General features: G+C 71.9%; 18 protein-coding genes. 10 read left to right on the forward strand and 8 right to left on the reverse strand.

All coding sequences use genetic code 11. The annotated features are described in order from the left end of the window. Position 1: 1 nt before the first annotated feature. From ACRAKI_RS10910 to ACRAKI_RS10920, 3 genes are read right to left on the reverse strand one after another with little or no spacing between them, the layout of a single operon-like run. Positions 2 to 1,219 carry a rhamnosyltransferase WsaF family glycosyltransferase gene (locus tag ACRAKI_RS10910; RefSeq protein WP_447006936.1) on the reverse strand — a complete coding sequence of 406 codons (1,218 nt, stop codon included), beginning with the start codon at positions 1,217 to 1,219 and terminating at the stop codon, positions 2 to 4. Beyond that, complete coding sequence (locus tag ACRAKI_RS10915; RefSeq protein ID WP_447006937.1) at positions 1,216 to 2,655, reverse strand: lipopolysaccharide biosynthesis protein; 1,440 nt, start codon at positions 2,653 to 2,655, stop codon at positions 1,216 to 1,218. Before ACRAKI_RS10915 ends, ACRAKI_RS10910 begins: the two co-directional genes overlap by 4 nt. Beyond that, positions 2,652 to 3,701: a glycosyltransferase gene (locus tag ACRAKI_RS10920; protein WP_447006938.1), complete on the reverse strand. Its 1,050-nt coding sequence runs from the start codon at positions 3,699 to 3,701 to the stop codon at positions 2,652 to 2,654. Before ACRAKI_RS10920 ends, ACRAKI_RS10915 begins: the two co-directional genes overlap by 4 nt. Before the next feature lie 81 nt (positions 3,702 to 3,782). Between ACRAKI_RS10920 and ACRAKI_RS10925 the strand changes: the two genes are divergently transcribed. From ACRAKI_RS10925 to ACRAKI_RS10935, 3 genes are all read left to right on the forward strand, one after another. After that, entirely contained in the window at positions 3,783 to 4,643 is an 861-nt protein-coding gene (locus tag ACRAKI_RS10925) for a glycosyltransferase (protein WP_447006939.1), read from the forward strand. A gap of 14 nt (positions 4,644 to 4,657) precedes the next feature. Next, the gene (locus ACRAKI_RS10930; protein WP_447006940.1) at positions 4,658 to 5,917 is read left to right on the forward strand and encodes a hypothetical protein; all 1,260 of its coding nucleotides are present in this window, start codon (positions 4,658 to 4,660) and stop codon (positions 5,915 to 5,917) included. Positions 5,918 to 5,986: 69 nt separating this feature from the next. Next, positions 5,987 to 7,303 carry a cytochrome D1 domain-containing protein gene (locus tag ACRAKI_RS10935; RefSeq protein ID WP_447006941.1) on the forward strand — a complete coding sequence of 439 codons (1,317 nt, stop codon included), beginning with the start codon at positions 5,987 to 5,989 and terminating at the stop codon, positions 7,301 to 7,303. A 369-nt stretch (positions 7,304 to 7,672) separates the two neighbouring features. On the opposite strand, the gene ACRAKI_RS10940 is transcribed toward ACRAKI_RS10935, so the two are convergent. Continuing rightward, positions 7,673 to 8,881 (reverse strand): MFS transporter, encoded by a 1,209-nt coding sequence (locus tag ACRAKI_RS10940; RefSeq protein ID WP_447008386.1) that lies wholly within the window; start codon positions 8,879 to 8,881, stop codon positions 7,673 to 7,675. Positions 8,882 to 8,967: 86 nt separating this feature from the next. Between ACRAKI_RS10940 and ACRAKI_RS10945 the strand changes: the two genes are divergently transcribed. Genes ACRAKI_RS10945 through ACRAKI_RS10955 form a run of 3 tightly spaced genes read left to right on the forward strand, consistent with a single transcriptional unit; the run spans position 8,968 to position 13,364 of the window. Continuing rightward, positions 8,968 to 9,780 (forward strand): WecB/TagA/CpsF family glycosyltransferase, encoded by an 813-nt coding sequence (locus tag ACRAKI_RS10945; RefSeq protein ID WP_447006942.1) that lies wholly within the window; start codon positions 8,968 to 8,970, stop codon positions 9,778 to 9,780. A 2-nt stretch (positions 9,781 to 9,782) separates the two neighbouring features. After that, positions 9,783 to 11,858 carry a glycosyltransferase gene (locus tag ACRAKI_RS10950; RefSeq protein ID WP_447006943.1) on the forward strand — a complete coding sequence of 692 codons (2,076 nt, stop codon included), beginning with the start codon at positions 9,783 to 9,785 and terminating at the stop codon, positions 11,856 to 11,858. Positions 11,859 to 11,867: 9 nt separating this feature from the next. Beyond that, positions 11,868 to 13,364, forward strand: coding sequence for a serine/threonine-protein kinase (locus ACRAKI_RS10955; RefSeq protein WP_447006944.1), 1,497 nt, complete (start codon positions 11,868 to 11,870; stop codon positions 13,362 to 13,364). Here ACRAKI_RS10955 and ACRAKI_RS10960 read toward each other — a convergent pair. Beyond that, positions 13,361 to 14,146 carry an enoyl-CoA hydratase/isomerase family protein gene (locus ACRAKI_RS10960; protein WP_447006945.1) on the reverse strand — a complete coding sequence of 262 codons (786 nt, stop codon included), beginning with the start codon at positions 14,144 to 14,146 and terminating at the stop codon, positions 13,361 to 13,363. The genes ACRAKI_RS10955 and ACRAKI_RS10960 overlap by 4 nt on opposite strands. Positions 14,147 to 14,185: 39 nt before the next feature. On the opposite strand from ACRAKI_RS10960, the gene ACRAKI_RS10965 reads away from it, so the two are divergent. The 4 genes from ACRAKI_RS10965 (at position 14,186) to ACRAKI_RS10980 (ending at position 17,240) form a co-directional block, all read left to right on the forward strand. Continuing rightward, positions 14,186 to 14,689: a GNAT family N-acetyltransferase gene (locus ACRAKI_RS10965; protein ID WP_447006946.1), complete on the forward strand. Its 504-nt coding sequence runs from the start codon at positions 14,186 to 14,188 to the stop codon at positions 14,687 to 14,689. 113 nt (positions 14,690 to 14,802) lie between these two features. Next, on the forward strand, positions 14,803 to 15,336 hold the full coding sequence (locus ACRAKI_RS10970; protein ID WP_312868132.1) for a LuxR C-terminal-related transcriptional regulator: 534 nt from the start codon (positions 14,803 to 14,805) through the stop codon (positions 15,334 to 15,336). A gap of 205 nt (positions 15,337 to 15,541) precedes the next feature. Next, entirely contained in the window at positions 15,542 to 16,765 is a 1,224-nt protein-coding gene (locus tag ACRAKI_RS10975) for an ABC transporter substrate-binding protein (protein WP_447006947.1), read from the forward strand. A 7-nt stretch (positions 16,766 to 16,772) separates the two neighbouring features. After that, positions 16,773 to 17,240: an SRPBCC family protein gene (locus ACRAKI_RS10980; RefSeq protein ID WP_447006948.1), complete on the forward strand. Its 468-nt coding sequence runs from the start codon at positions 16,773 to 16,775 to the stop codon at positions 17,238 to 17,240. Here the strand turns inward: ACRAKI_RS10980 and ACRAKI_RS10985 are convergent. The 3 genes from ACRAKI_RS10985 to ACRAKI_RS10995 are packed head-to-tail and all read right to left on the reverse strand — an operon-like array spanning position 17,237 to position 22,183. Continuing rightward, entirely contained in the window at positions 17,237 to 18,814 is a 1,578-nt protein-coding gene (locus ACRAKI_RS10985) for a phytoene desaturase family protein (RefSeq protein WP_447006949.1), read from the reverse strand. The two genes, ACRAKI_RS10980 and ACRAKI_RS10985, sit on opposite strands and share 4 nt — an antisense overlap. Then, on the reverse strand, positions 18,811 to 19,836 hold the full coding sequence (locus tag ACRAKI_RS10990; protein ID WP_447006950.1) for an NAD-dependent epimerase/dehydratase family protein: 1,026 nt from the start codon (positions 19,834 to 19,836) through the stop codon (positions 18,811 to 18,813). The genes ACRAKI_RS10985 and ACRAKI_RS10990 overlap by 4 nt, the downstream gene beginning before the upstream one ends. Before the next feature lie 19 nt (positions 19,837 to 19,855). Beyond that, entirely contained in the window at positions 19,856 to 22,183 is a 2,328-nt protein-coding gene (locus ACRAKI_RS10995; protein ID WP_447006951.1) for a Tex family protein, read from the reverse strand. Between the last annotated feature and the right edge of the window lie 57 nt (positions 22,184 to 22,240).

Raw genomic sequence — 22,240 nt, forward strand, 5'->3', positions numbered from 1 at the left:
GTCAGACCCGCAGCTCCCGCCGGAGCACCTTCTCCAGCTCGTGCCCCGCCGCGTCCCACGACCGGCCGGACACGCTGGCCGCGGCGGCGGCGGCGACCGTGCCGAAGTCGGCCGAAGTGACCACACCGGACAGTGCGCGGGCCAGGTCGTGCGGCGTCGCCGGGGCGTACCGGACGTGCTCGTTGTCGAGCACGACCCGGTTGTGCACGGCGTCGTTCACCACCGGCAGGCACCCGGCGGCCAGCATCTCGTGCGGCACCAGCGACACGTTCGTCATCGACAGCGTGAGCCCGGCGTAGCACCGGTTGTAGATGTCGTTCAACCGGTCGGGGGAGACCAGCCCGTGGTCGACGTGCCGCGGCCCCAGCTTGCCGATCTTCTCGCCATAGGTGTGGATCGCGATGTCCGGGTGCCGTTCGGCGAACAGCTCCAGCGCCAGCAGCCCGATCTCGATCGCCCGTCGCGGCGCCAGCCGTCGCGCGTAGAACACCACGCCGTCCCGGGCAACGCCGGGCCGCAGGTGGTACCGGTCGGCGTCGCAGCCGAAGTCGAAGGAGTCGGCCGCCATCCCCGCCTCGGCCCGCACCTTCTCCGCCAGGAAACGGCCGGCGGTGAAGCCGTGGAACCCCATCCGGTACGTGTTCTCCGCCAGCGCGGACAGCCCGCCGACCGGGAAGAACCACGGCTCGTAGTCCTGGACCAGGTAGAACCGCTTCCCGGCGCACGGATCGTTGAACACCGGGTACGCCGTCATCCATGCGGTGGCGAACACCGCGTGCGCGTCGGCCATCCCGTCCAGCACGTCGTGCACCGGTCCGCGGAACCCCGGGAACGCCGACCGGATCACCGGCTCGTGGTCCGCCGCACGGCTCCCGTACACGTCGTACAAGTACAGCCTGCACTCGTGCCCCAACGACTCCAGGTGCTCGATCAGCCGGAACATCGTGGTGTGCCCACCGGACCCGGGCGACGGCGGCGTGCTCACCCAGTCCACCGTCAGCCGCCCGTCGGCCGGGAGCTCGGGCACGACGACGGGACGCGGCACACCGATGTCGGCCGCACGCACGTCCTCCAGCCGCACCGGGAACACCTCGGCGTCCGCCCCGAACCGCCGCGCCGCCCGACCGAGCGCACGCGCCCCGAGCTGCCGCACACCCTGCTCCCGCACGATGCGGGAAACCTGGTGCGCGCGCCGTTGCCACTGCCGGACGACCTTCACGCGCTACCCCCTCGACGCAACAGCCCCAGCACCTCGTGGCGCAGGGGGAACACGACGGCCGCATACGCGAGGGACGCCGACAAGCCGCCCACGAGCAGCCGCCACAAGGAGTCCGAGATCACCCACTGCACGCCCGACGCCACCGCGACCATCACGATCCCACCCAGCACCGGCCGAGCCACGGCGGCGCCCAACACCCGCGCCCGCAGTCCGTAAGGGCGGAAGGTCACCAGGTAGGCGGGCACGACGACGAGCAGCACCACGACGCTCTGCGCCGCCGCCACGCCTCGGATCCCGCCGAAATGCGCCCCCAGGGCCAGCATCGGCACGAGGACGCCCAGCCACACCAGGTGGATCACCAGGATGGCCCGCGACCGCCCCGCGCTGGCCAGGTAGTCGTACCCCAGCTCCAACGCCACCCGCAGCGCGCCCAGCAGGACCAGCAACGCCAACGCCTGCGCCGCCGGGGCCCACCGCTCGCCGTAGACCGTCCGCACCAGCGGATCCGCCAGCGCCGCCAGCAGCACGCAAGCCGGCACCGTCACCAGGGCCAACAGCCGCAACGCGCGCGCGAACGTCCGGGCGAACAGCTCCGGATCATCTCTGACCTGCGAGAACGCCGCCAGCGACACACTGCGCACCGGCTGCGAGAAGGCACCCACCGGCCAGTTCGCCAGGTTGAACGCCAGCAGGTAGAACCCCAGCGGAACCGTGCCCAGCACGCTGCCCACGATGATGTAGTCGACGTTCATCACGCCGAACACCAGCAGGCTCGAACCGGCCAACGGCAGCCCGAACGAGAGCAGCCCGCGCGCCTGCGCCGCGTCGAACCCGGGCGGGTAACGCCGAGGCGTGTAGGCGAACATCACCACGGCGGCCACCAGGTTGGTCGCGATCCGCGACCACGCCAGGCTCCACGCGCCGAACCCCAGCAACGCCAGCACCACGACGACCGCCGTGCCGACGACGAACGCCGACGTGTCCGCGACGAACTTGTGGTCCTGCCGGAACTCCCGCTGCAACAACGCGCCCGGCACCGCCGACGCACCCGCGATCACCAGCGACAGCGACATCAGCTGGATCACGCCCGTGGCCTGCGGCGTGTCCATCGCCGACGCGAACCACGGCGCCCCGACGACGCACAACCCGCTCAGCACGCACCCGGACGCGATCGACAGCGTCGTCACGGTCGGCGCGAGCTCCGAGACGGGCTTCTCCGTGCGCACCAACGCAACGCTGACGCCCATCTCGCTGACGCTCATCACGATGTTGAGCACCACCAGCGCGACCGCGAACACGCCGAACTGCTCGGGCGCGATGAGCCGGGCGAGCAGGACGCCCACACCCACCTGGCTCAGCCGCTGCACGAGGCTGTTGACCGCACTCCACCGGATGGCCGAGGTGACCTTGCGCTGGAGACCTGCCGGAGCGGTCACTGGCCGCGCCACTTCCAGACCTGCTTGGACACCAGACCGGCGCCGCGCTTGGCCAGGTGGCTGCCGACGAACACCTGCGTCCGGCTGCACCACCGCGGCCCCAGCGCCCGCCGCCGCCGCAACGCCCGGTACTCGGCCAGTCGCTCGGTGTCGGAGCACACCCGCCGGGCGAACGCCTCCAACTCGTCCACCGGGATCTCGTCCAGCTTGTCCCGGTCGTAGGCGCGCACCGCCCGCCACAACGCGTCCTTGGCGATCGACCGGTTGGCCAGGGCCCGCAGCCGTTCCGGCAGGTCGGGGTGCTCGGCGAAGAACCGCTCGAACACGGCCTGCCGCTGCTCCAAGTCGGCGAACAAGGACGAGAACCGCGTCCGCATCATGCTCTGCTGGTGCACCCGGTAGTAGGCGGCGGGCTTGCCGCGCACGTACCCGATGTCGGACACCGCGGCGATCCGCATCCACATCTCCAGGTCGCCGGCGTGCGGCAGGTCCGGCCGGTAGCCGCCGACCGCCTGCTGCACCGACGTGCGGACCACGGCCTCCGGTGACGACAGCACGTTCTGCCCGGTGCGGCAGCGCGCCTCGATCCAGTCCACGCCGGACCAGACCGTGCGGCCGGGCGGGGGAGGGACCACGGACGGCAGGTCGTCGTGGTCGGAGTAGTAGACGACACGTCCGTAGACCATGCCGACGTTCGGGTGCGCCTCGAACACCTCGGCCGCACGGGCCAGCGAGCCCGGCGCCAACAGGTCGTCAGCGGACAGCAGCACCGTGTAGTCGGCCTTGGCCCACTCCAGCAGGCCCTCGTTGTAGGTGGCTATGTGACCCTGGTTGACCTCGTGCCGCCGGCCCTCGACCCGCGGGTCCCGCACCAGCTCGGCCATCACCTCGGGCGTCTCGTCGCCCGACGTGTCGTCGATGATCAGCACCCGCACGTCGACGCCGGGCTGGTCGAGCACGCTCCGGACGCACGCGCGGAGGAACCGGGCGTAGTTGTAGCAGGGGATGACGACGTCGACCGTCGGTCGTGCCGCAGGATCAGTCACGCCCTACACATCGTGTCCGACCGCGGATCGTTAACGGCGCGCCCCCGATCCCGATGTACGGGACATACGGGAAGGGGTTCCATGGACCACGTCGTGCTGACGCGCTTCAACCTGCCGTCCGTTGGCGCGGAAAGCGTCGTGCGGGCGCGGGAGGGGTGGCTCACCGAGCGCGTCGGGCTGTTCGAGCGGTACTGCCTGCCGTCGGTGGCGGCGCAGACCACCTCGGACTTCCGGTGGCTCGTCTACTTCGACCCGGAGAGCCCGCAGTGGCTCAAGGACCGCATCGAGGCGCACGGCGACGCCTACACGCCGGTGTTCCGCACTCAGGTGAGCCGGGACGAGCTGATCGGAGACGTCTCGAAGCTCTTCCCGACCAAGGGCGACGAGCTGATCACCACGAACCTCGACAACGACGACGGGCTGGCGGCGGACTTCATCGCGCGGCTCCAGGCGGAGCGCTCGACCGGCCGCCGCACCGCCCTCTACCTGGCGAACGGGCTGGTCAAGAGCCCGGAAGGGCTGTTCGCCCACCACGACCGGGACAACGCGTTCGCGTCGATGCGGGAGAGCTGGGACGCGCCGGTGACGTGCTGGGCCGACTGGCACAACCGGCTGCACCGGCACGCCGAGGTGGTGTCGCTCGGCGGCGCGCCCGGCTGGCTGCAGGTCGTGCACGGCGGGAATGTGAGCAACCGCACGCGTGGCCGGCTGGTCGCACCCGACCCGTACCGGCCGCTGTTCGGCGCCGCGCTGGACGACGTGCCGCAGCCCGCCGGCCGGGTGCTCGCCCGGGACCGGTTCGTGGGACACCCGCTGCGGGTGGCGCGGGACGGCGCCAGGTTCCTGGCCAAGACGGCGGTGCAGCGGCTGCTCGGCCCGAGCGGCTTCGAAAAGGCGAAACAGGTGCTGGCCGCGCGTGGGCGCGTCCGGACGCCGAAGTGAACAGGAGCACGACCATGGCCCGTGCCCGCGCGGTGCTCACAGTCCTCGGGCTCGTCACCGCGACCGCGTGCACCGCCGAGGCGGTGCCGCCGGAACCCGCGCCGCGTCAGGTGACCGCCGGACCGTCCGTCGACTACTACAAGAAGTGGGCCAACGGCCCCAACCCCACCGGCGACCCGACCGTGTTCCCGATCACCGTGTGGATGCAGGACCCGTCCGGGATCGAGAACGGCGAGAAGCTCGGCAGGGCCTACCCGAAGATCGGCATCGACACCGGCATCGGGCTGTGGGAGGACGAGTGGTGGTACCTCCGCCAGGAAGGCCTCCACGAGACCGACTGGCGGGTCTACGTGGACGGGACGCGCGTCGACGCGGTCCTCGCGGACACCGCGCACGCCCGCAACTACGTGGGCTACCTGATCGCCGACGAGCCGGACATGAACAAGGCGTACGGCGACAAGTTCCACCCCGACATGCAGCCCTCGGCGATCCTGAAGGCGGCCGAGGCGGTGCGCGCCAAGGACCCGTCCCGGCCGACGTACCTCAACTTCAGCCCGTGGATGGGCACGCCGACCGGCGAGATCGGGTACGGCTACATCGAGAAGTCGTACGAAGAGGACATGCGGACGTACTGCTCGGCGGCGGACATCGCGTCGGCCGACTACTACGGCTGGACCCACCCCGACCGCAACCACACCGTCGGCGCGTACAGCTACGGGCAGGTCATCGACACCATGCGCAAGTGGTGCGGGCCGGACAAGCCGCTGTACGGGTTCGTGGAGACCGGGCACCCGCACGACCGCGGCGAGATCATCGAGCCGGACCAGCTCGAATCGGCGGTGTGGAACACCATCCTGCACGGCGCCACCGGCATCAACTACTTCGCGCACAGCTTCTACACCGACGGGACCGGCGAGTACTCCAGCGTGCTGACCCGTCCGGAGATCACCGCCCGGGTGGCCGCCGTCAACGCGCGGCTGAAGTCGCTCGCGCCGGTGCTCAACTCGCCCAACGTGCCGGGCGTGTCGGCGAAGAGCGACAACGGCATCCCGGTGTCCGTGCTGCACAAGCAGGTCGGCGACGCGGGGTGGGTGCTGGCGCAGACCGACGGCACCAAGCAGCACCCGCGCAGCCTCGCGGCCAGGGTGACGGTGGACGTGCCCGTGTCGTCGGGCACGGCGACCGTGGTGGACGAGGACCGGACCGTGCCGATCGTGGACGGGAAGATCGTCGACGACTTCGGCCCATACCAGGTCCACGTGTACCGCTTCTGATCGGCGAACGGCTCGTTCCCGCACGGCGATCGGCGCGGTGCGGGACCCATCAAGTGACGGAGGCCGATTGTGGTCGGACAGATCCGCAAGGCGACCGCGGTGTGCGGCGCGGCTGTGCTGGGGGCGGCGCTGCTGCTCGTGCCGTCCGGGACGGCGATCGCCCAGGAGCCGGTTCGCGTGCTCGGCTACATCGCGAACAACGGCGGCGGGGTGTCGGTGCTGGACACCGCCACGAACACGGTGACGAGCACGCTCGTGGACTCGAACGGCGACTCGCCGTACGGCGTCGGCGTCGCCTTCGACGGCGCGCGCGGCTACGTGACGAACGTCCGTGACGACACGCTGACCGTCATCGACACGCCGACCAACACCGTGGACGCGGCGGTGCCGGTCGGCGACGGTCCCGCCGGTGTCGTGGTCTCGCCGTCCGGTGGGCACGTGTACGTGTCGAACTACCAGGCGGGCACGGTGTCGGTGGTCGACGCGGCGACGTTGGCCACCACCGAGACGATCCCGGTGGGCGCCAACGCGGACGGCATCGCGATCACCCCGAACGGCAAGCGCCTGTACGTCGCGCACGACGTGGTGGGCGCGGGCACGGTGTCCGTGGTGGACACGACGACGAACACGGAGATCGCCGACATCCCCACGGGCAACACCCCCACGGCGGTGGCGGTGACGCCGAGCGGCGCGAAGCTCCTGGTGGTGAACAAGTTCTCCAACGACGTGGCCGTGGTCGACACCGCGTCCAACGCCGTGATTGGCAGGGTGGCGGTGGGCTTCATCCCGCACGGGGTGGCGATCTCTCCGGACGGTGCGCGTGCCTACGTCACCAACAGCGAGGGCCACAGCCTGTCCGTGGTGGACATCGCCGCGTTGACGGCGGTGGCGCAGGTTCCCGTGGGTAGCAGGCCGATCAGCGTGGCGCTGACCCCGGACGGCTCGAAGGCCTACGTGACGAACTTCGGCAGCGGCACGCTGTCCGTCGTGGACACCGCGACGCTGGCGGTCGTCGGCTCCGTGCCGGTGGGCGTGCACCCGGTGGGCATCGCGATCCACCACGTCCCGCCCGCGCCCACCAAGCTGGCGGCCGGTCGCGCGCAGCTCCAGCTGCGCCTGCTGGGCTTCACGGTTCGCGGCGTGGACGCCACCCTGACCGAGTCGCACACCGGCCGTCCGGTGGTGGGCAAGTCGATCAGTTTCCGCACGGTCAAGGGCCACCCCCTCTGCACCGCGACCACGAACTCCGTGGGCAAGGCGCAGTGCGACGCGAACGTGCCGCTGCTGGTGGGCGTCGCAACGCTCCTCATGGGCTACACGGCGAGCTACGCGGGCGACACCACCCACGGGCGTTCCGTGGCACACGGCCCGATCGGCTTGCTCTGACACGAGGCCGGCCCCCTGGGAAGTTGTTGTGCCGCTGGGGTTTCCGGGGTCGAACTGCCGGTTCTTCCGCCCGGTCGAGCGATGTTGTTCGACTGCAAGGCCCAATAGCATGAAGCCGTGGAACTCCCGCCTCGACCGCCGCCGAGGCGGGAGTTCGCCGCCGCGGCGGCGGTTGAGGCGTCCATGCGGGCGTTGCACCGGCAGCGGCTGGGTTCTGGCCGAGGTGTTGCGGTGCTGGTACGGCCTGGACCCGTACCGGCGGTTGGTGCGCGCGGACCCGGCCGAGCTGACGCGGTGGATGGCGCAGGTGCGGTTGTTCCTGCCGTCGACCGGGCGGCCCGCCACCGCCCCCACCGGCACCATCGCGGCTCAGGGGCGCGCGTTGAGCCGCCAGGCCACGAGCACTGCCACGAGGAGCGAGCCGATGGCCGCGTACACGGCCGTGCCGAAGGCGGCGAACTGGAGCAGGAAGCCGAACGCCACGGACGACACGAGCCTGGCCAACGCCTGACCGGTCTGCACCACCGCCAGACCGGACGCGCGCAGTGACTCCGGCACCAGCGCGCTCACCCGGGCGGCCAGGACGCCGTCCGTCGCGGCGTAGAACAGGCCGTGCGACAGCAGCGCCACGCCGACCCCCGCGTACCCGGTGCCGGGCGCGAGCAGCAGCACGTACACGGCCAGCAGCAGCACGTGCCCGCCGAGGAACACCGGCCACCGGCCGATCCGGTCGGCCAGCCGGCCCACGGGCGTCGCGGCCACCAGGAAGACCAACGCCGTGCCCAAGGGCAGCAACGGCAGCAGGTGCAGCGGCGCGTCGGTCGCCTTCTGCACCAGGACGAACACGAACGCGTCCGACAGCGTCGCCAGCCCCAGCACCGCCGACGCCAGCGCCACCCGCCGGTACCCGGCGTCCCGCAGCAACGCGAACCCCGCGCGCAGTGACGGACGAGGCCCCGTGAGGACCGGCCGGGGGTTCTCCCGCACGAACGCCACCAGCACGATCAGCCCGACCACCGCGAAGCACGCGCTGACCACGAACACCGGACCGGCGACCGTGCCGACCACGTACAGCAACAGGAACGTCACCAACGGCCCGAGCAGCGCGCCCACCGTGTCCATCGTCCGGTGCAGGCCGAACGCCGCGCCCAGCCGGTCCGGCGGCGTCGCCAGGGAGATCAACGCGTCACGCGGAGCGGTCCGCAGCCCCTTGCCCGCGCGGTCGGCGGCGAGGGTCGCGCCGATGCCGAACGCCGACGCGCCAACGACCGGGAAGATGAGCTTCGTCACCGCCGACAGGCCGTAACCGACCGCCGCGACCGCCTTGTGCCGGTGCGTCCGGTCCGAGACGTGCCCGCCGACGAGCCGCAGCACCGCCGTCGCACCCGTGTACACGCCGTCCAGCACCCCGAACTGGGCGTAGCTCATGTTGAGCGTGAACAGCAGGTAGACCGGCATGAACGCGGTGATCATCTCGGCGGAGACGTCGGTCAGCAGGCTCACCGCGCCCAGTGCCACCACCGTGCCGGGAACCTTGCCCTTGACCCGCTCCCCGGGCCGGACGGACGCGACGTACATGCCCCCGATATCGGTCACGTGCGGTAACCGTTACCGGTGCCGGGGCCGGTCGTAACGGGGATCGCCCCGAACCCGATGACGCGGGTATGCCGGACATCTCGCAGGCCCGCGTCCGCGTGGGCGCCGTCGACGTGTGGGCCGTCAGCGAATCCGGCGTCGCCGACCACGTCACGGAAGCGTGGCGGCGGGCCGCGGGCGGCGCGATCGTGACGGCCAACGTGGACATCGTGCGCGCCGCGACGCGTCGCCCCGAACTGGCCGCGCTGGTCGCCGAGTCGGAGGTGGTCGTCGCGGACGGGATGCCGGTGGTGTGGGCCGGGCGGCTCGCGGGCGTGCGGGTGCCGGAACGGGTCACCGGCGCGTCGCTGGTGTTCACCCTGGCCGGGGCCGCCGCGCGCGAGGACCGTTCGGTCTACCTGCTCGGCGGTGAGCCCGGCGTGCCGGAGAAGGCCGCCGACGTGCTGAGCGCCCAGTACCCGGGGCTGCGGATCGCGGGCACGGATTCGCCGCCGTTCGGGTTCGACACGTCCCCGGACGCCACCGCGACGGCCGTGGCCAAGGTGGTGGAGGCGAAACCGGACCTGGTGCTGGTCGGTCTCGGCTTCCCCAAGCAGGAACGCCTGATCCGGTTGCTCAGGGCGGAACTGCCGCAGGCCTGGTTCCTCGGGTGCGGCGCGGGCATCCCGATGGCGGCGGGCGAGTTCCGGCGCGCGCCCGGTGTGGTGCAGGACCTGGGCGCGGAGTGGCTGCACCGCCTCGCGCTCGAACCGCGCCGACTGGCCAAGCGCTACCTGCGTGACGACCTGCCGTTCGCGTTCCGCCTGCTCGGGGGCGCGCTGCGCACCCGGTTCCGCCGCTCGGCCGGCGCCCGCCGCGTCGGCAACCAGACCGGGGAGTAGAAGTGCCGCTTGCCGTGGTCGTCGTGACCTACCACAGCGCCCAGGTCGTCGAGGACTGCCTGAAGTCGGTGGCGGTCGCGCTGGAGTCGATTCCGGACAGCCGGATCGTGGTCGTGGACAACGCTTCCGCCGACGACACGCTCGACGTCGTCGCCCGGGTCGCCCCGGACGCGCAGGTCGTGGCGCGGACCACCAACGACGGTTTCGCGGCGGGCGTCAACGCCGGGTTCGCCGCCGCGCCGGACTGCGACGTGCTGGTGCTCAACCCGGACGTCCGGCTCCACCCGGAAGCGATCACGCTGTTGCGCGCGGCGCTGGTGATGCCCGGCACCGGTATCGCGGTGCCTCGCCTGGCCGGTGTCGACGGCGCGCCCCAGCCGTCGCTGCGCCGTGCGCCGAACCCCTTGCGCGCGTTGGGCGAAGCACTCCTCGGCGGCACGCGGGCCGGTCGGTTCGAGGCGTTGGGCGAGTTGGTGGTCCACCCCGTCCGGTACGAGACGGCGGGGACGGCGGCGTGGGCGACCGGCGCGGCGTGGCTGATCTCCCGTGCGGCGCGCGAGGCGACCGGTGTGCTGGAGGAGCGGTACTTCCTGTACTCGGAGGAGACCGAGTACATGCTCCGCGCGGGCAAGCGCGGGTACACCGTCCGCTACGAGCCCAGAGCGCGCGCTGTCCACTTCGGTGGCGAGCAGTCGACGTCACCGGTGCTGTGGTCGATGGCCACCACGAACCGGGTGCGGATGGTCCGCGAGCACAGCGGCCGACTGGCCGCGTTCGCGATGTGGCTGGCGGTGCTGCTCAACGAGGTGCTGCGCGCGCCGCGTGGCGTCAAGCACCGCAAGGCGGTCGGTGACCTGGTGCGCTGGCGGCGTTGGCCGGCCCGTCCGGGGGTGGGGCCCGAGCCTGGTTGGGTGTGCTTCTCCGCGCAGGACTGGTGGTACCACAACCGCGCGCACTCGGACTTCCAGCTGATGCGGGCGATGGCGGCGCACCGCAGGGTCCTGGTGGTCAACAGCATCGGCATGCGGATGCCCACCCGGGGCAACAGCACGCACGTGGCGCGCCGCATCCTCCGCAAGCTGCGCAGCGTGGCCAAGTTCGTGCGCAAGCCGATGCCGAACTTCTACGTGATGTCCCCGCTGCCGCTGCCGTTCTACGGGTCGCCGTTCCTGCGCAAGGTCAACGCCGTGCTGGTCCGCGGCCAGGTCCGGCTCGTGGCGCGGTTCCTCGGCCTGCGAACCCCGGTGATCATGGTCACCATCCCCACCGCGTGGGACGTGGTGGCGCCGATGCGCCGGCACCGCCTGGTGTTCAACCGCTCGGACCGGCACTCCGACTTCCCCGAGGCCGACCGCGCGTCCATCGAGGCGCTGGAGAACCAGCTCCTGGCCCACGCGGACCACGTCGTGTACGTGAGCCACGCGCTGATGGACGAGGAGCTGCCCCGCGCGGGCGCCCGTGCCCACTTCCTCGACCACGGCGTCGACATCGACCACTTCACCGCGCGGCCGGAGGCCCGGTGGCCGGACGACGTGCGGTCGATCCCCGGTCCCCGGATCGGCTTCTTCGGCGCGCTGGACGACTTCGTGGTCGACTTCGACCTGCTGGAACGTGTCGCCGCCGAGCTGCCGCACGCCTCCCTGGTGCTGATCGGCGACGCCACGCACCCGATGGAGCGCTTCGCCGAGTACCCGAACGTGCACTGGCTGGGCTTCCGCAACTACAGCCTGATCCCGGCGTACGGGTCGGCGTTCGACGTGGCGATCATGCCGTGGCAGGACAACGACTGGATCAAGCGGTCCAACCCGATCAAGCTGAAGGAGTACCTGGCGCTGGGACTCCCGGTCGTCAGCACCGGGTTCGGCGAGCTGGCCGGCTACACCGATCGCGTCCGCGCCGCCCGCACGCACGCCGCTTTCGTCGACGCCATCCGTGAGACCCTCGCCACCGGACCCCTGCTCCCGGCGGCCACCCTCCGCGCCTCCGTCGCAGGCCACTCGTGGCAAGCCCGTACCCAGGACCTCCTCGGCCTCACGAACCTGACCGTCTTGGCGGAACCGGACCACCGGCACATCTAGGGTGGTGGTGTGCAGCCACTGCCCCCGAACGCCCCGTCGCGGATCGGCGACTACATGCTGCTCGCCGCGCTCGGACGCGGCGCGATGGGCTCGGTCTACCTGGCCCGGTCGCGCGGCGGGCGGCCGATCGCGGTCAAGGTCGCGCGACCCGAGCTGGCCGACAACCCCGAGTTCCGCGAGCGGTTCCGCCGCGAGGTCGAGATGGCGCGGGCGGTCGGCGGGTTCTGGACCGCCACCGTCGTCGACGCCGACCCGGACGCCGAACGCCCGTGGATGGCCACCGAGTACATCCCCGGCCTGAGCCTCCACCAGGCCGTCCTGGACCACGGACCGCTGCCGGAGCGCGCCGTGCGCCGCCTCGCGGGCGGCCTCGCCGAAGCCCTGGTGGCGATCCACGGCGCGGGCCTGGTGCACCGCGACCTGAAGCCGTCCAACGTCCTGCTCGCCGACGACGGCCCGCGCGTCATCGACTTCGGCATCGCCCGCGCCCTGGAGCACTCCGCGCTCACCGAGGCGGGCATCGTCTTCGGCACCCCCGGCTACCTGTCGCCGGAACAGGTCGTCGGTCAGCAGATCACCACCCAGAGCGACGTGTTCGCGCTCGGCTCGGTCCTGGTCTACGCCGCGACCGGTGGCGGACCGTTCGGCGAGGGCGCCACGTCCGCGCTGGTCTACCGCGTGGTGCACCAGGAACCGGACCTCTCCAAGGTGCCGCCGGGCCTGGTCCCGCTGATCGTGCCGTGCCTGGTCCGCGACCCGGCGCACCGCCCGACGCCGGCCCGCCTGCTGGAGCTGGTCGGCCCGCCGTCCGCCGAGCCGTCGTGGCTGCCCGCGCGCATCCGGACCGTGGTCGAACAGCGGCACACGGAGCTGGGCAACCTGCCGGCCAAGCCGCCGACCAGGGTCATGGTGGAGGACCCGCCGGCCAAGCCGCCGACGCTCGTCACGCCGGTGCCCGCGCCCGTCCGGATCGACGCCGACCACAAGGAGGTCCGGCCCACCGGGGTCCGGTTCAAGACCTCCCGGGCGGTCGGGTTGAGCTGGGCCGCCGTCAACTCGGTGGCCGCGCTCGTCACCGCCGCCATCGCCGATCCGAGTGCCGAGGCACCCGACGCGGTGCGACTGGCCGCGATGATCGGGTTCGCGCTGTTCGCGCTCGCCGCGATCCGCCTCCTGATCGGCGTGGTCCGCTCGCCGCTCACCGTGGACGTCGGCCCGGACGGCATCACGCTGTCCAACGGCAGCGAGTCGCGCCGCCTGCCGTGGTACGCGATCTCCCGGGTGAAGGTGGAGGCGCACCACGCGCGCCCGTGGCTGGTGGTCTGGCTGGTCAGCGCCGCGAAGACCCCGGAGTCACTGGGCCGCGGCAGCTTCACCAAGCACAAGGGCGGCCTGCGCGTCTACCCGATCTCCCACGAGCGCTACCGCAAGCGCCGCGACCGCGACGTGGTCGAGCTGCGCTCCGCGCTGGCCTGGTACGGCTCGACGGTCTACGACCCGCGCTAGCGGCCGGTGAACGTCGCCTTGCCCGGCCCGTCGGCGAGGAACGACCGCACCGCGCCGCGCAGGTCCTCGGTGTCGAACAGCTCCGCCGCGATCGTCGTGACGTGCTCGTTCGCCTCGGCCACGCCGCCGCTCTCGAAGTGCGCCAGCACCCGCTTGGTCGCCGCGTGCGCCAGCGTCGGCCCGGTCCCCAGCGCGAGCGCGAACTCCAGCGCCGCGTCGTCGAAACCGTCGTCCGGCAGCACCCGGTTGACCACGCCCCAGCGTTCCAGCGTGGCCGCGTCGTAGAGGTCGCCCGTCATCACGAACTCCTTGGCCCGGCCCACGCCCGCCCGCGCGGCCAGCCGCTGCGTGCCGCCCATGGTCGGCGTCAGCCCGACGACCTTCTCCACCAGGCCGAACTTCGCGCGCTCGGCGGCCAGCACGAGGTCGCACGCGACCGCCAGCTCGAACGCCCACGTCAGGCACAGCCCGTGCGCGGCGAACACGGTCGGGAACGGCAGCGCGGCCACCCGGTCCGGCAGCTCCAGCATCTGGTCGAACAGCGCCTTCGCCCGCGCGGACGTCCGCTGCTCGGCGAACAGCCGCACGTCGACACCGCCGCTGACGACCTTGCCCTCGAAGCGGATCAGCAAGGCGCGGGCGGGCCGTTCCCCCAGGTCCTCGACCGCCGCTTCCAGCAGGTCCTGAAGCTCGGCGGTGTAGAGGTTCAGCGGGGGAGCGTCGACGGTGAGCACGGCCAGGCCGGCCGCGTCCCGCTCCACGCGGACCTGTTGCGCTGCCACGGGCGGGACTTTACACGCGTCCGTAATGCGGAAAAACAGGTGTCCGAATGGCCCAACGCGGGTGAAAATCCACCCGTGACTTCTTGGACCGTTCAGCCGGAGCCGGTTGACAGCCCGCTCGCGGTAGCGGTGATCCGAACCTACCTCGCCGACATCATCGCCCGGTACTACGGCCGTCCGGCCACGTCGGAGGAGGTGGACCAGGCGATCGCGGACGACCCGACCGACGATCTTGCGCTGTTCCTGGTGGCCCGCCGCGACGGCGTCGTGCGAGGATGCGTCGGGTTCCGCATGGTCGGTCCCGAAAGTGCGGAACTGAAGAGAATGTTCATCGACCCGGTCGCCCGCGGCACGGGCGGGGGAGCGGCGTTGCTGTCCGCGGCGGAACGTGCCGCTGTCTCATTTGGTGCCATCACGATCCGCTTGGACACCCGGTCCGACCTGGTCGAAGCTCGCGCGCTGTACGTCAGGCACGGCTACCGCGAGGTGTCCCCGTTCAATGACGACCGCTATGCGGAGCACTGGTTTGAAAAGCGGCTATAGGGGTCATTGGATTCCCAGATCCATGTTGTGAGGTCACCCACTTGACAGTGTATAAACGCCCCAGTTGAGTATGCGGCGAAAGTCGGCCGCGGAATGAAATGGGGATCAGTCCAGTGGCTTTCGCCGTTGAGTTGACATTTCGTGATGCGCGCCAGGTGCGGAGATCCATTCATCTCGCACACCGGGAATATTGGCGTCCGCTCGCCGAGCAGGGTGTGCTCGTCGGAACCGGCCCTTGGGCCGACGGTTCCGGCGTGCTGCTCATCGTGCAGGTACCGGACGACGCCGCTGCCCGGGACCTGGTGCGCGGTGACCCGTACGTGCGATCGCAATCGATCGCAGAGGTGCGGATCCGTCAGTGGCACGTGCTGCTGGGTGTGCCCGAAGGTGAGCGCGTGCCGGGCATCGTCCGGCCGCGCGACGGGCAGACCGCGGAGGCGCGTTCGCGTGAGCCGCTGACGCCACACGAGCACAGGATCGCGCTGATGATGTTGGAGGGCATGACGAACCGGCAGATAGCCGAACACTTCTCGGTTTCGACCCGGGCGGTCGAACTCCACATCACCCGCATCTACCGGAAGCTCGACATCGGCAGGCGCGCGCAGCTCGCGGCGGCCATGCCGTGGGGTCAGCGCTCGTACCTGTAGAGGTGCGTGCCGGTCAGGCGTGCTGCCGCGAGGATCGACGGGAACACCCCTAGCTCCTCGCGGCCTCCACGGGTGGACGGCCGGGTGCGGATCGCCGCCCGGGAAGTTCACCGACCGTGCGGTATGTCACATCGCTAGGCGATGCGGGCCACTTCTGTCAATACTCCTTACCCATCGGTAACGTGAATGGGTCAGGAGTCTTGTCTTGCGCAACCTCATCGTCGGCTGTGCTGTGCTCGCCTTGGTCGGCGCGGCCGGCTGTGCCGCCGAGGACGAGAAGCCGATCAAGACCGGCCCGGGTGTCACCGCCGACACCATCTCGCTCGGCGTGCTCACCGACATGACGGGCCCCTTCTCGACGACGTCGCTCATCCGGATCAAGGGCTACGAGCTGTTCCTGGGCGAGCTCAACGAACGCGGCGGCATCTGCGGGCGCAAGGTCGAGCTGATCCAGGCCGACCACGGCTACGACGTCAACCGGGCGCTGGAGAAGTACTTCGAGCTCGAACCGCGGGTGCTCGGGTTCATGGACGTCACGGGCGCGCCGATGACCGCCGCCATCGAGCCGGACCTCATGCAGACCCGCGCCATCGCCGCGCCCGCGTCCTGGTCGGCGACCCTGCTGGGCAACCCGCACATGGTGATCGTCGGCACGACGTACGACCTCGACGTGATCAACGGTTTGGACCACTTCAAGCGGACCGGGCTGATCAACGACGGCGACACCATCGGGCACGTCCACCTCCACGGCGACTACGGCGACAACGCCCTCGAAGGCAGCGCGTTCGCCGCCGACAAGTGGGGCATGCGGCTCATCGGGAAGGCCGTGTCGGAGACCGCCGACGTGTCCGCCCAGGTCGCCGAGCTGAGGGCGGCGGGCGCGAAGGCCGTGGTCCTCAGCACGTCACCGCAGCAGACGGCGACCGCCGTGGCGACCGCCGAGCAGCTCGGCTGGGACGCGCCGTTCCTGGTCAGCGTGCCCGGCTATGACCCGGAGATCCTCGACTCGCCGGCGGCGGAGGCCGTGATCCAGCGGGTGCAGGTGGTGTCGCCGATCGCGCCGTTCTGGACGGACCTGCCGGGGCCGCGCGCGGTCGCCGAGGCGTTCACCCGCAAGCACCCGGACCTGACGCCGACCGGCTCCGTCGACCACGGCTACGTGGTCGGGATGGCGTTCGCCGCGATCCTGGAGAAGGCGTGCGAGGCGCGGGAGCTGACCCGTGACGGCGTGCTGCGGGCGTTCCAGGACACCAACGAGGTGGCGACGAACGCCCTCACCGGCGACCTGCGGTTCTCCCTGGTCGGGCGGCCGTCCACCACGAAGTCGTACATCTCCCGGCCGGACCCGGCCACACCGGGCGGGCTGGCCGTGGTCGCCAACCTGTTCGAGTCCGAACTGGTGAAGCTCAAGGGCACCCGCGCCAAGTAGTTTCCGCGTGCCGGTCCGGGGAATCCGGGTGGGCATGATCGAGGTGCGCATGACGGTGCCGACGTCCGTGGAACGGGTGTTCGCGGTGCTGGCCGACGGGTGGTCCTACGCGAGCTGGGTGGTGGGCGCCGCCCACATCCGCGAGGTCGACCCGGGGTGGCCCGGCACCGGCACCCGCATCCACCACAGCGTCGGCGCGTGGCCGCTGGCCGTCCAGGACGTGACCACGGTGCTGGACGTCGACCCGCCCCGGATGCTGGAGCTGGAGGCGCGCCTGTGGCCGTTCGGCGCCGCCCGCGTCCGGCTGGAACTCGCCGACTGCCCCGACGGCACCGAGGTCACCATGCGGGAGGAGGTCGTCAAGGGCCCGCCCTCCTACCTCCCCCAGCAGGTCCAGTCCCTCTTCCTGACCCCCCGCAACCGCGAATCGCTGCGCCGCCTGACCAACCGCGCCGTCGGCAAGGGCCCGCGCTAGTGGAAGGTGCGGGACAGGGAGCGGATGAGGAGGCGGTAGGCGTCACCCGCGAGGCCGTTGCGGGCCAGCGCGGCACGGGCCGCGTTGGCGCCGGGTGCGCCGTGGACGCCGCCGCCCGGGTGCGCCGAGGCGCTGGCGAGAAACAACCGGTCCACCGGGGTGTCCGACCGGCCCAGGCCGGGAGTCGGGCGGAAGACCAGCTGCTGGTGGACCGCGGCCGTGCCGGAGTTGATCGACCCGCCGATCAGGCTGGGGTTGAGCGCTTCCAGGTCCGCCGGGCCGTGCACGACGCGCGCCCGGACCAGGTCGCGGAAGCCCGGCGCGTGCCGCTCCACCAGTTCCTCGACCTGGTCCGCCCGCCGCTCAACCTTGTCCGCCGACCACCGCTCGGCGCGCGGCACGTGCGTGTACCCCCACGCGGTCTCCGTGCCCGCCGGTGACCGGGTCGGGTCGGTCGTCGTCATCTGACCCATGATCACGAACGGCGTGCTCGGCACCCGACCGCAGGCGATCTCGCTGCTGGTCATCGCCAAGCCGTTGAAGTCGGATCCCAAGTGGACGGTCCCCGCGCCGCGGGCGCCCACCGCGGTCCACGGCACCGGGCCGTTCAACGCCCAGTCCACCTTGATCGTCGCGTCGTCCCACTCGAACCGCCCCAGGTCCGCCACCAGGCTCGGCGGCAGGTGCTCCGACCCGACCAGCCCCAGGTACAGGGCCGGCGCGGGCACGTCCGCCAGCACCGCCTTGCGCGCCCGCACGAACCCGCCGTCCGCGTCACGCACGCCCAGCGCGCGACCACCGGCCACGACCACCTGCGACACCGGGCGCCCGCACCGCACGACGCCACCCAGCCGCCGCACCATCGCCTGCGTCAACGCGCCCGCACCGCCTTCCGGCACGGGGTACCCGACGTCCTGCCCGAGCATCGACAGCAGCCACCCGAACGCCGTGCTGCCCGCCTGGTCGGGCCCCAGGTCGGTGTGCATCGCGTTGCCCGCGAACAACAACGGCGCGCCCTCACCCGAGAACCGCTCGTCCCCGAACGCCCGCACCGACTGCAGGAACGACCGCGCCAGCCGCAGCCCGCCGCCGACCCCCAGCACCCCGGCCAACGCGGCTCCCGCCCGGACCGGCGGGAACGGCCGCATCAGCGCCTCGATCAGGTGCGGGCGGACCTGCTGCCACCGGTCGAACTCCGCGCGCCACGCGTCACCGTCACCCGCGCCGAACGCCTCCACCGACGCCGCCGTCCGGTCCACGTCCTGCGACAGCACCACGGCCCGGTCGTCCGGCAGCACGTGCGCCAGCACGTCCGGCGCCCGCCGCCACCGCAGCCCGTGCCGCTCCAGGTCCAGCCCGGAGATCACCGGCGACGCCGCCCCCAGCGGGTAGAACGCGCTGAACAGGTCGTGCCGGAACCCCGGCTCGGTCAGCTCGGCCGTCCGCACCGCGCCGCCCGGCTCGTCCGCGGCCTCCAGCACGAGCACGTCCCACCCCGCGTCGGCCAGCAGGTTCGCCGCCACCAACCCGTTCGGTCCGGACCCGATGACCACGGCGTCCACGACATCGCTCAACGCACGTCTCCCTGACTCTGATGCACCGGCCGGCCGAAGCCCAGCCCGCGCCACCAACCCCCGCGTCGCGGCGCGAGCGGACCCCACGTGCCGCGCCCCTGCGCGACCGCCTCCACGAACGACTCCAGCGCCTGCCGCGGATCGTGCTCCGGCTGCCACCCCAACGCCCGCAGCCGACCGCAGTCCACAAGGGACGCCTGGTCGGCCAGCCGCAGCCAGGCCGGGTGGGCCGGCTGCAGACCCAGCCGCCACGTCGGCCACGCCACCGCCCGCAGCACCGCCAACGGGACCGGCAGCAGGAACCCGCCGAACACCCGGGCCAGCTCCGGCGCCCGCAACGGCGGATCGGCCGCGACGTTGAACGCGCCCACCGCGTGCCGCCGCAGGACCACCCGGATCGCCCGCGCCACGTCCTCCGCGTGCACGACCTGCGCCCGCAACCCCGGCCACAGGGGCACCGGCAGCCACGGCTTCCCCAGGACCCGGGGCGGGATCAGCGGGCTCAGCGCCCACCGGCCGATCTCCGCACCCGCGTCCGGCTGCACGACGGCGCAAGGCCGCACCACCGCCACCCCCGCGCGTCCCTCCAGCAACTGTTCCAACTCGGCCTTGTGCGCGCTGTAGGCGCTCCCCGGCACACCGCCACGCGGCCAGTCCTCGTTCACCGGCGTCGGCGCGGGCGTGTACGCGGCGACGGACGACGCCACCACGACGTGCGGCACCCCCGCGCGTTCCGCCGCACCCAGCACGTGCGCGCTGCCGGTGATGTTGGTGCGCCGCATGTCCGGCTCACCCGGCGTGGGCTGGACCGCCCACGCCAGGTGCACCACCGCGTCCGCACCCTCGAACGCCCGGCCCAGCACCACTTCGGCGGCCGGGGCCCCGATGTCGCACGTCACCCAACCGGGCGAATTCCGTGGCACCCGTCGCGAGACGCCCACCACCGTGTCACCCGAGCCGGTGAGCACCCGGCGCAGGGCCGTGCCCACGTTGCCGCTGGCACCCGTGACGACGACCCTCATGGCCCGTCGGGTACCCCGATCACTTTCCGCCAAGCCCCGCCCGGCGCAGCGCCTCGGCCATCGCGCCGTTCGCGGGCGGACGCTCCTGCTGGCGCGGCTTGCCGTTGCCCTGGCCGCCGCCGCGCTGGCCGCCTCGCTGACCAGCTCCGCCGCCGCGTTGCGGCTGCTGCTGCTCACGCGGTGGCTTGCGGCCCGGCTCGTCCTCCAAGCGGAGCGTCAGCCCGATCCGCTTGCGCGGGATGTCGACCTCCAGCACCTTCACCCGCACCACGTCACCGGACTTCACCACGTCCCGCGGGTCCTTCACGTACGTGTTGGACAGCGCGGAGATGTGCACCAGGCCGTCCTGGTGCACGCCGACGTCCACGAACGCGCCGAACGCGGCCACGTTCGTCACCACGCCCTCCAGCACCATCCCGGGCCTGAGGTCGGCGATCTTCTCCACGCCTTCCGCGAACGTCGCCGTCTTGAACGCGGGTCGCGGGTCGCGCCCCGGCTTCTCCAGCTCGCGCAGGATGTCGGTCACGGTCGGCAGGCCGAACTTGTCGTCCACGAACTCCTGCGGCCGCAGCGACTTCAGCACCGCCGTGTTGCCGATCAGCTGCTCCCCGCCCGCGCGCTCCTGCATCCGGCGCACCACCGGGTACGCCTCGGGGTGCACGGAGGAGGCGTCCAGCGGGTCGTCGCCGTTCGGGATGCGCAGGAAGCCCGCGCACTGCTCGAACGCCTTCGGCCCGAGCCGCGCCACGTCCTTCAACGCCCGGCGCGAGCGGAACGGCCCGTTGCCGTCACGGTGCTGCACGATGTTCTCCGCGAGACCGGCGGTGATGCCGGAGACCCGGGCCAGCAGCGGCACGGAGGCTGTGTTCAGGTCGACGCCGACCGCGTTCACGCAGTCCTCGACCACCGCGTCCAGCGAGCGCGACAGCTTCGCCTCGGACAGGTCGTGCTGGTACTGGCCCACGCCGATGGACTTCGGGTCGATCTTCACCAGCTCGGCCAACGGGTCCTGCAACCGGCGGGCGATGGACACCGCGCCGCGCAGCGACACGTCCATGCCGGGCAGCTCGGCCGACGCGAACGCCGACGCCGAGTACACCGACGCGCCCGCCTCCGACACCACGGCCTTGGTCAGCTTCAGGTCCGGGTGCCGCTTGAGCAGGTCGGCGGCCAGCTTGTCGGTCTCGCGGGACGCGGTGCCGTTGCCGATCGCGATCAGGTCGACGTCGTGCTTCTTCGCCAGCACCGCCAGCTTCGCGATCGACTCGTCCCACCGGTTCGCGGGCACGTGCGGGTAGATCACGTCCGTGTCGACGACCTTGCCGGTCGCGTCGACCACGGCCACCTTCACGCCGGTCCGGAAACCGGGGTCGAGGCCCATCGTGGCGCGCGTGCCCGCCGGGGCCGCCAGCAGCAGGTCCCGCAGGTTCGTCGCGAACACCTTCACCGCCTCGTCCTCGGCGAACGCCCGCAGCCGGGACCGCAGGTCGATGCCCAGGTGCACGAGGATCCGGGTCCGCCACGCCCAGCGCACCGTGTCGGTCAGCCACCGGTCGGCCGGTCGGCCCCGGTCGTCCACCCCGAACCGGGAGGCGATGCGCGCCTCGTAGCCGGTGGGCTCGTCCTCGTCGGCCGGGTCGAACTGGAGGTCGAGCACCTCCTCCTTCTCGCCGCGCAGCAGCGCCAGGATCCGGTGCGAGGGCAGCTTGGTGAACGGCTCGGAGAAGTCGAAGTAGTCGGAGAACTTGGCCCCGTCCTCCTCCTTGCCCTCCCGCACCTTGGACGAGAGCCGCCCCTGGGTCCACATGCGTTCCCGGAGGTCACCGATGAGGTCGCCGTCCTCGCCGAACCGCTCGACCAGGATCGACCGCGCGCCCAGCAGCGCGGCGGCCACGTCCGCGACCTCCTCGGTCACGTACGCCTTCGCCACCTCCTGCGGGTCCTGCATCGGGTCGCCCAGCAGGCCGTCCGCCAGCGGTTCCAGGCCCTGCTCGCGGGCGATCTGGGCCTTGGTCCGGCGCTTCGGCTTGTACGGCAGGTAGAGGTCTTCCAGCCGGGCCTTGGAGTCGGCCGCCCGGATCGAGGCCTCCAGCGCCTCGTCCAGCTTGCCCTGGGACCGGATGGACTCGAGCACAGCCGCCCGACGTTCTTCCAGCTCGCGGAGGTAGCCCAGGCGCTCTTCCAGCGTGCGGAGCTGGGTGTCGTCCAGCGCGCCGGTCGCTTCCTTCCGGTATCGGGCGATGAAGGGGACGGTGGAACCACCGTCGAGCAGGTCGACGGCGGCGCTGACCTGCCCGGGCCGCACCCCGAGCTCCTCGGCGATCCTCTGGTGAATGGCTGTGGTCACAGCGAGCCATTGTGCCCTGCCCGGCCGGGCACGTTCGGGCACCCCGACGAGGCTCAC

This window comes from Saccharothrix isguenensis, assembly GCF_052936305.1.

Bases quoted from the DNA above. Each gene is read 5' to 3' on its own strand.
- ACRAKI_RS10925 (WP_447006939.1), top strand. From the start codon at position 3,783: ATGGACCACGTCGTGCTGACGCGCTTCAACCTGCCGTCCGTTGGCGCG.
- ACRAKI_RS10930 (WP_447006940.1), top strand. From the start codon at position 4,658: ATGGCCCGTGCCCGCGCGGTGCTCACAGTCCTCGGGCTCGTCACCGCG.
- ACRAKI_RS10940 (WP_447008386.1), bottom strand. From the start codon at position 8,881: ATGTACGTCGCGTCCGTCCGGCCCGGGGAGCGGGTCAAGGGCAAGGTT.
- ACRAKI_RS10945 (WP_447006942.1), top strand. From the start codon at position 8,968: ATGCCGGACATCTCGCAGGCCCGCGTCCGCGTGGGCGCCGTCGACGTG.
- ACRAKI_RS10990 (WP_447006950.1), bottom strand. From the start codon at position 19,836: ATGAGGGTCGTCGTCACGGGTGCCAGCGGCAACGTGGGCACGGCCCTG.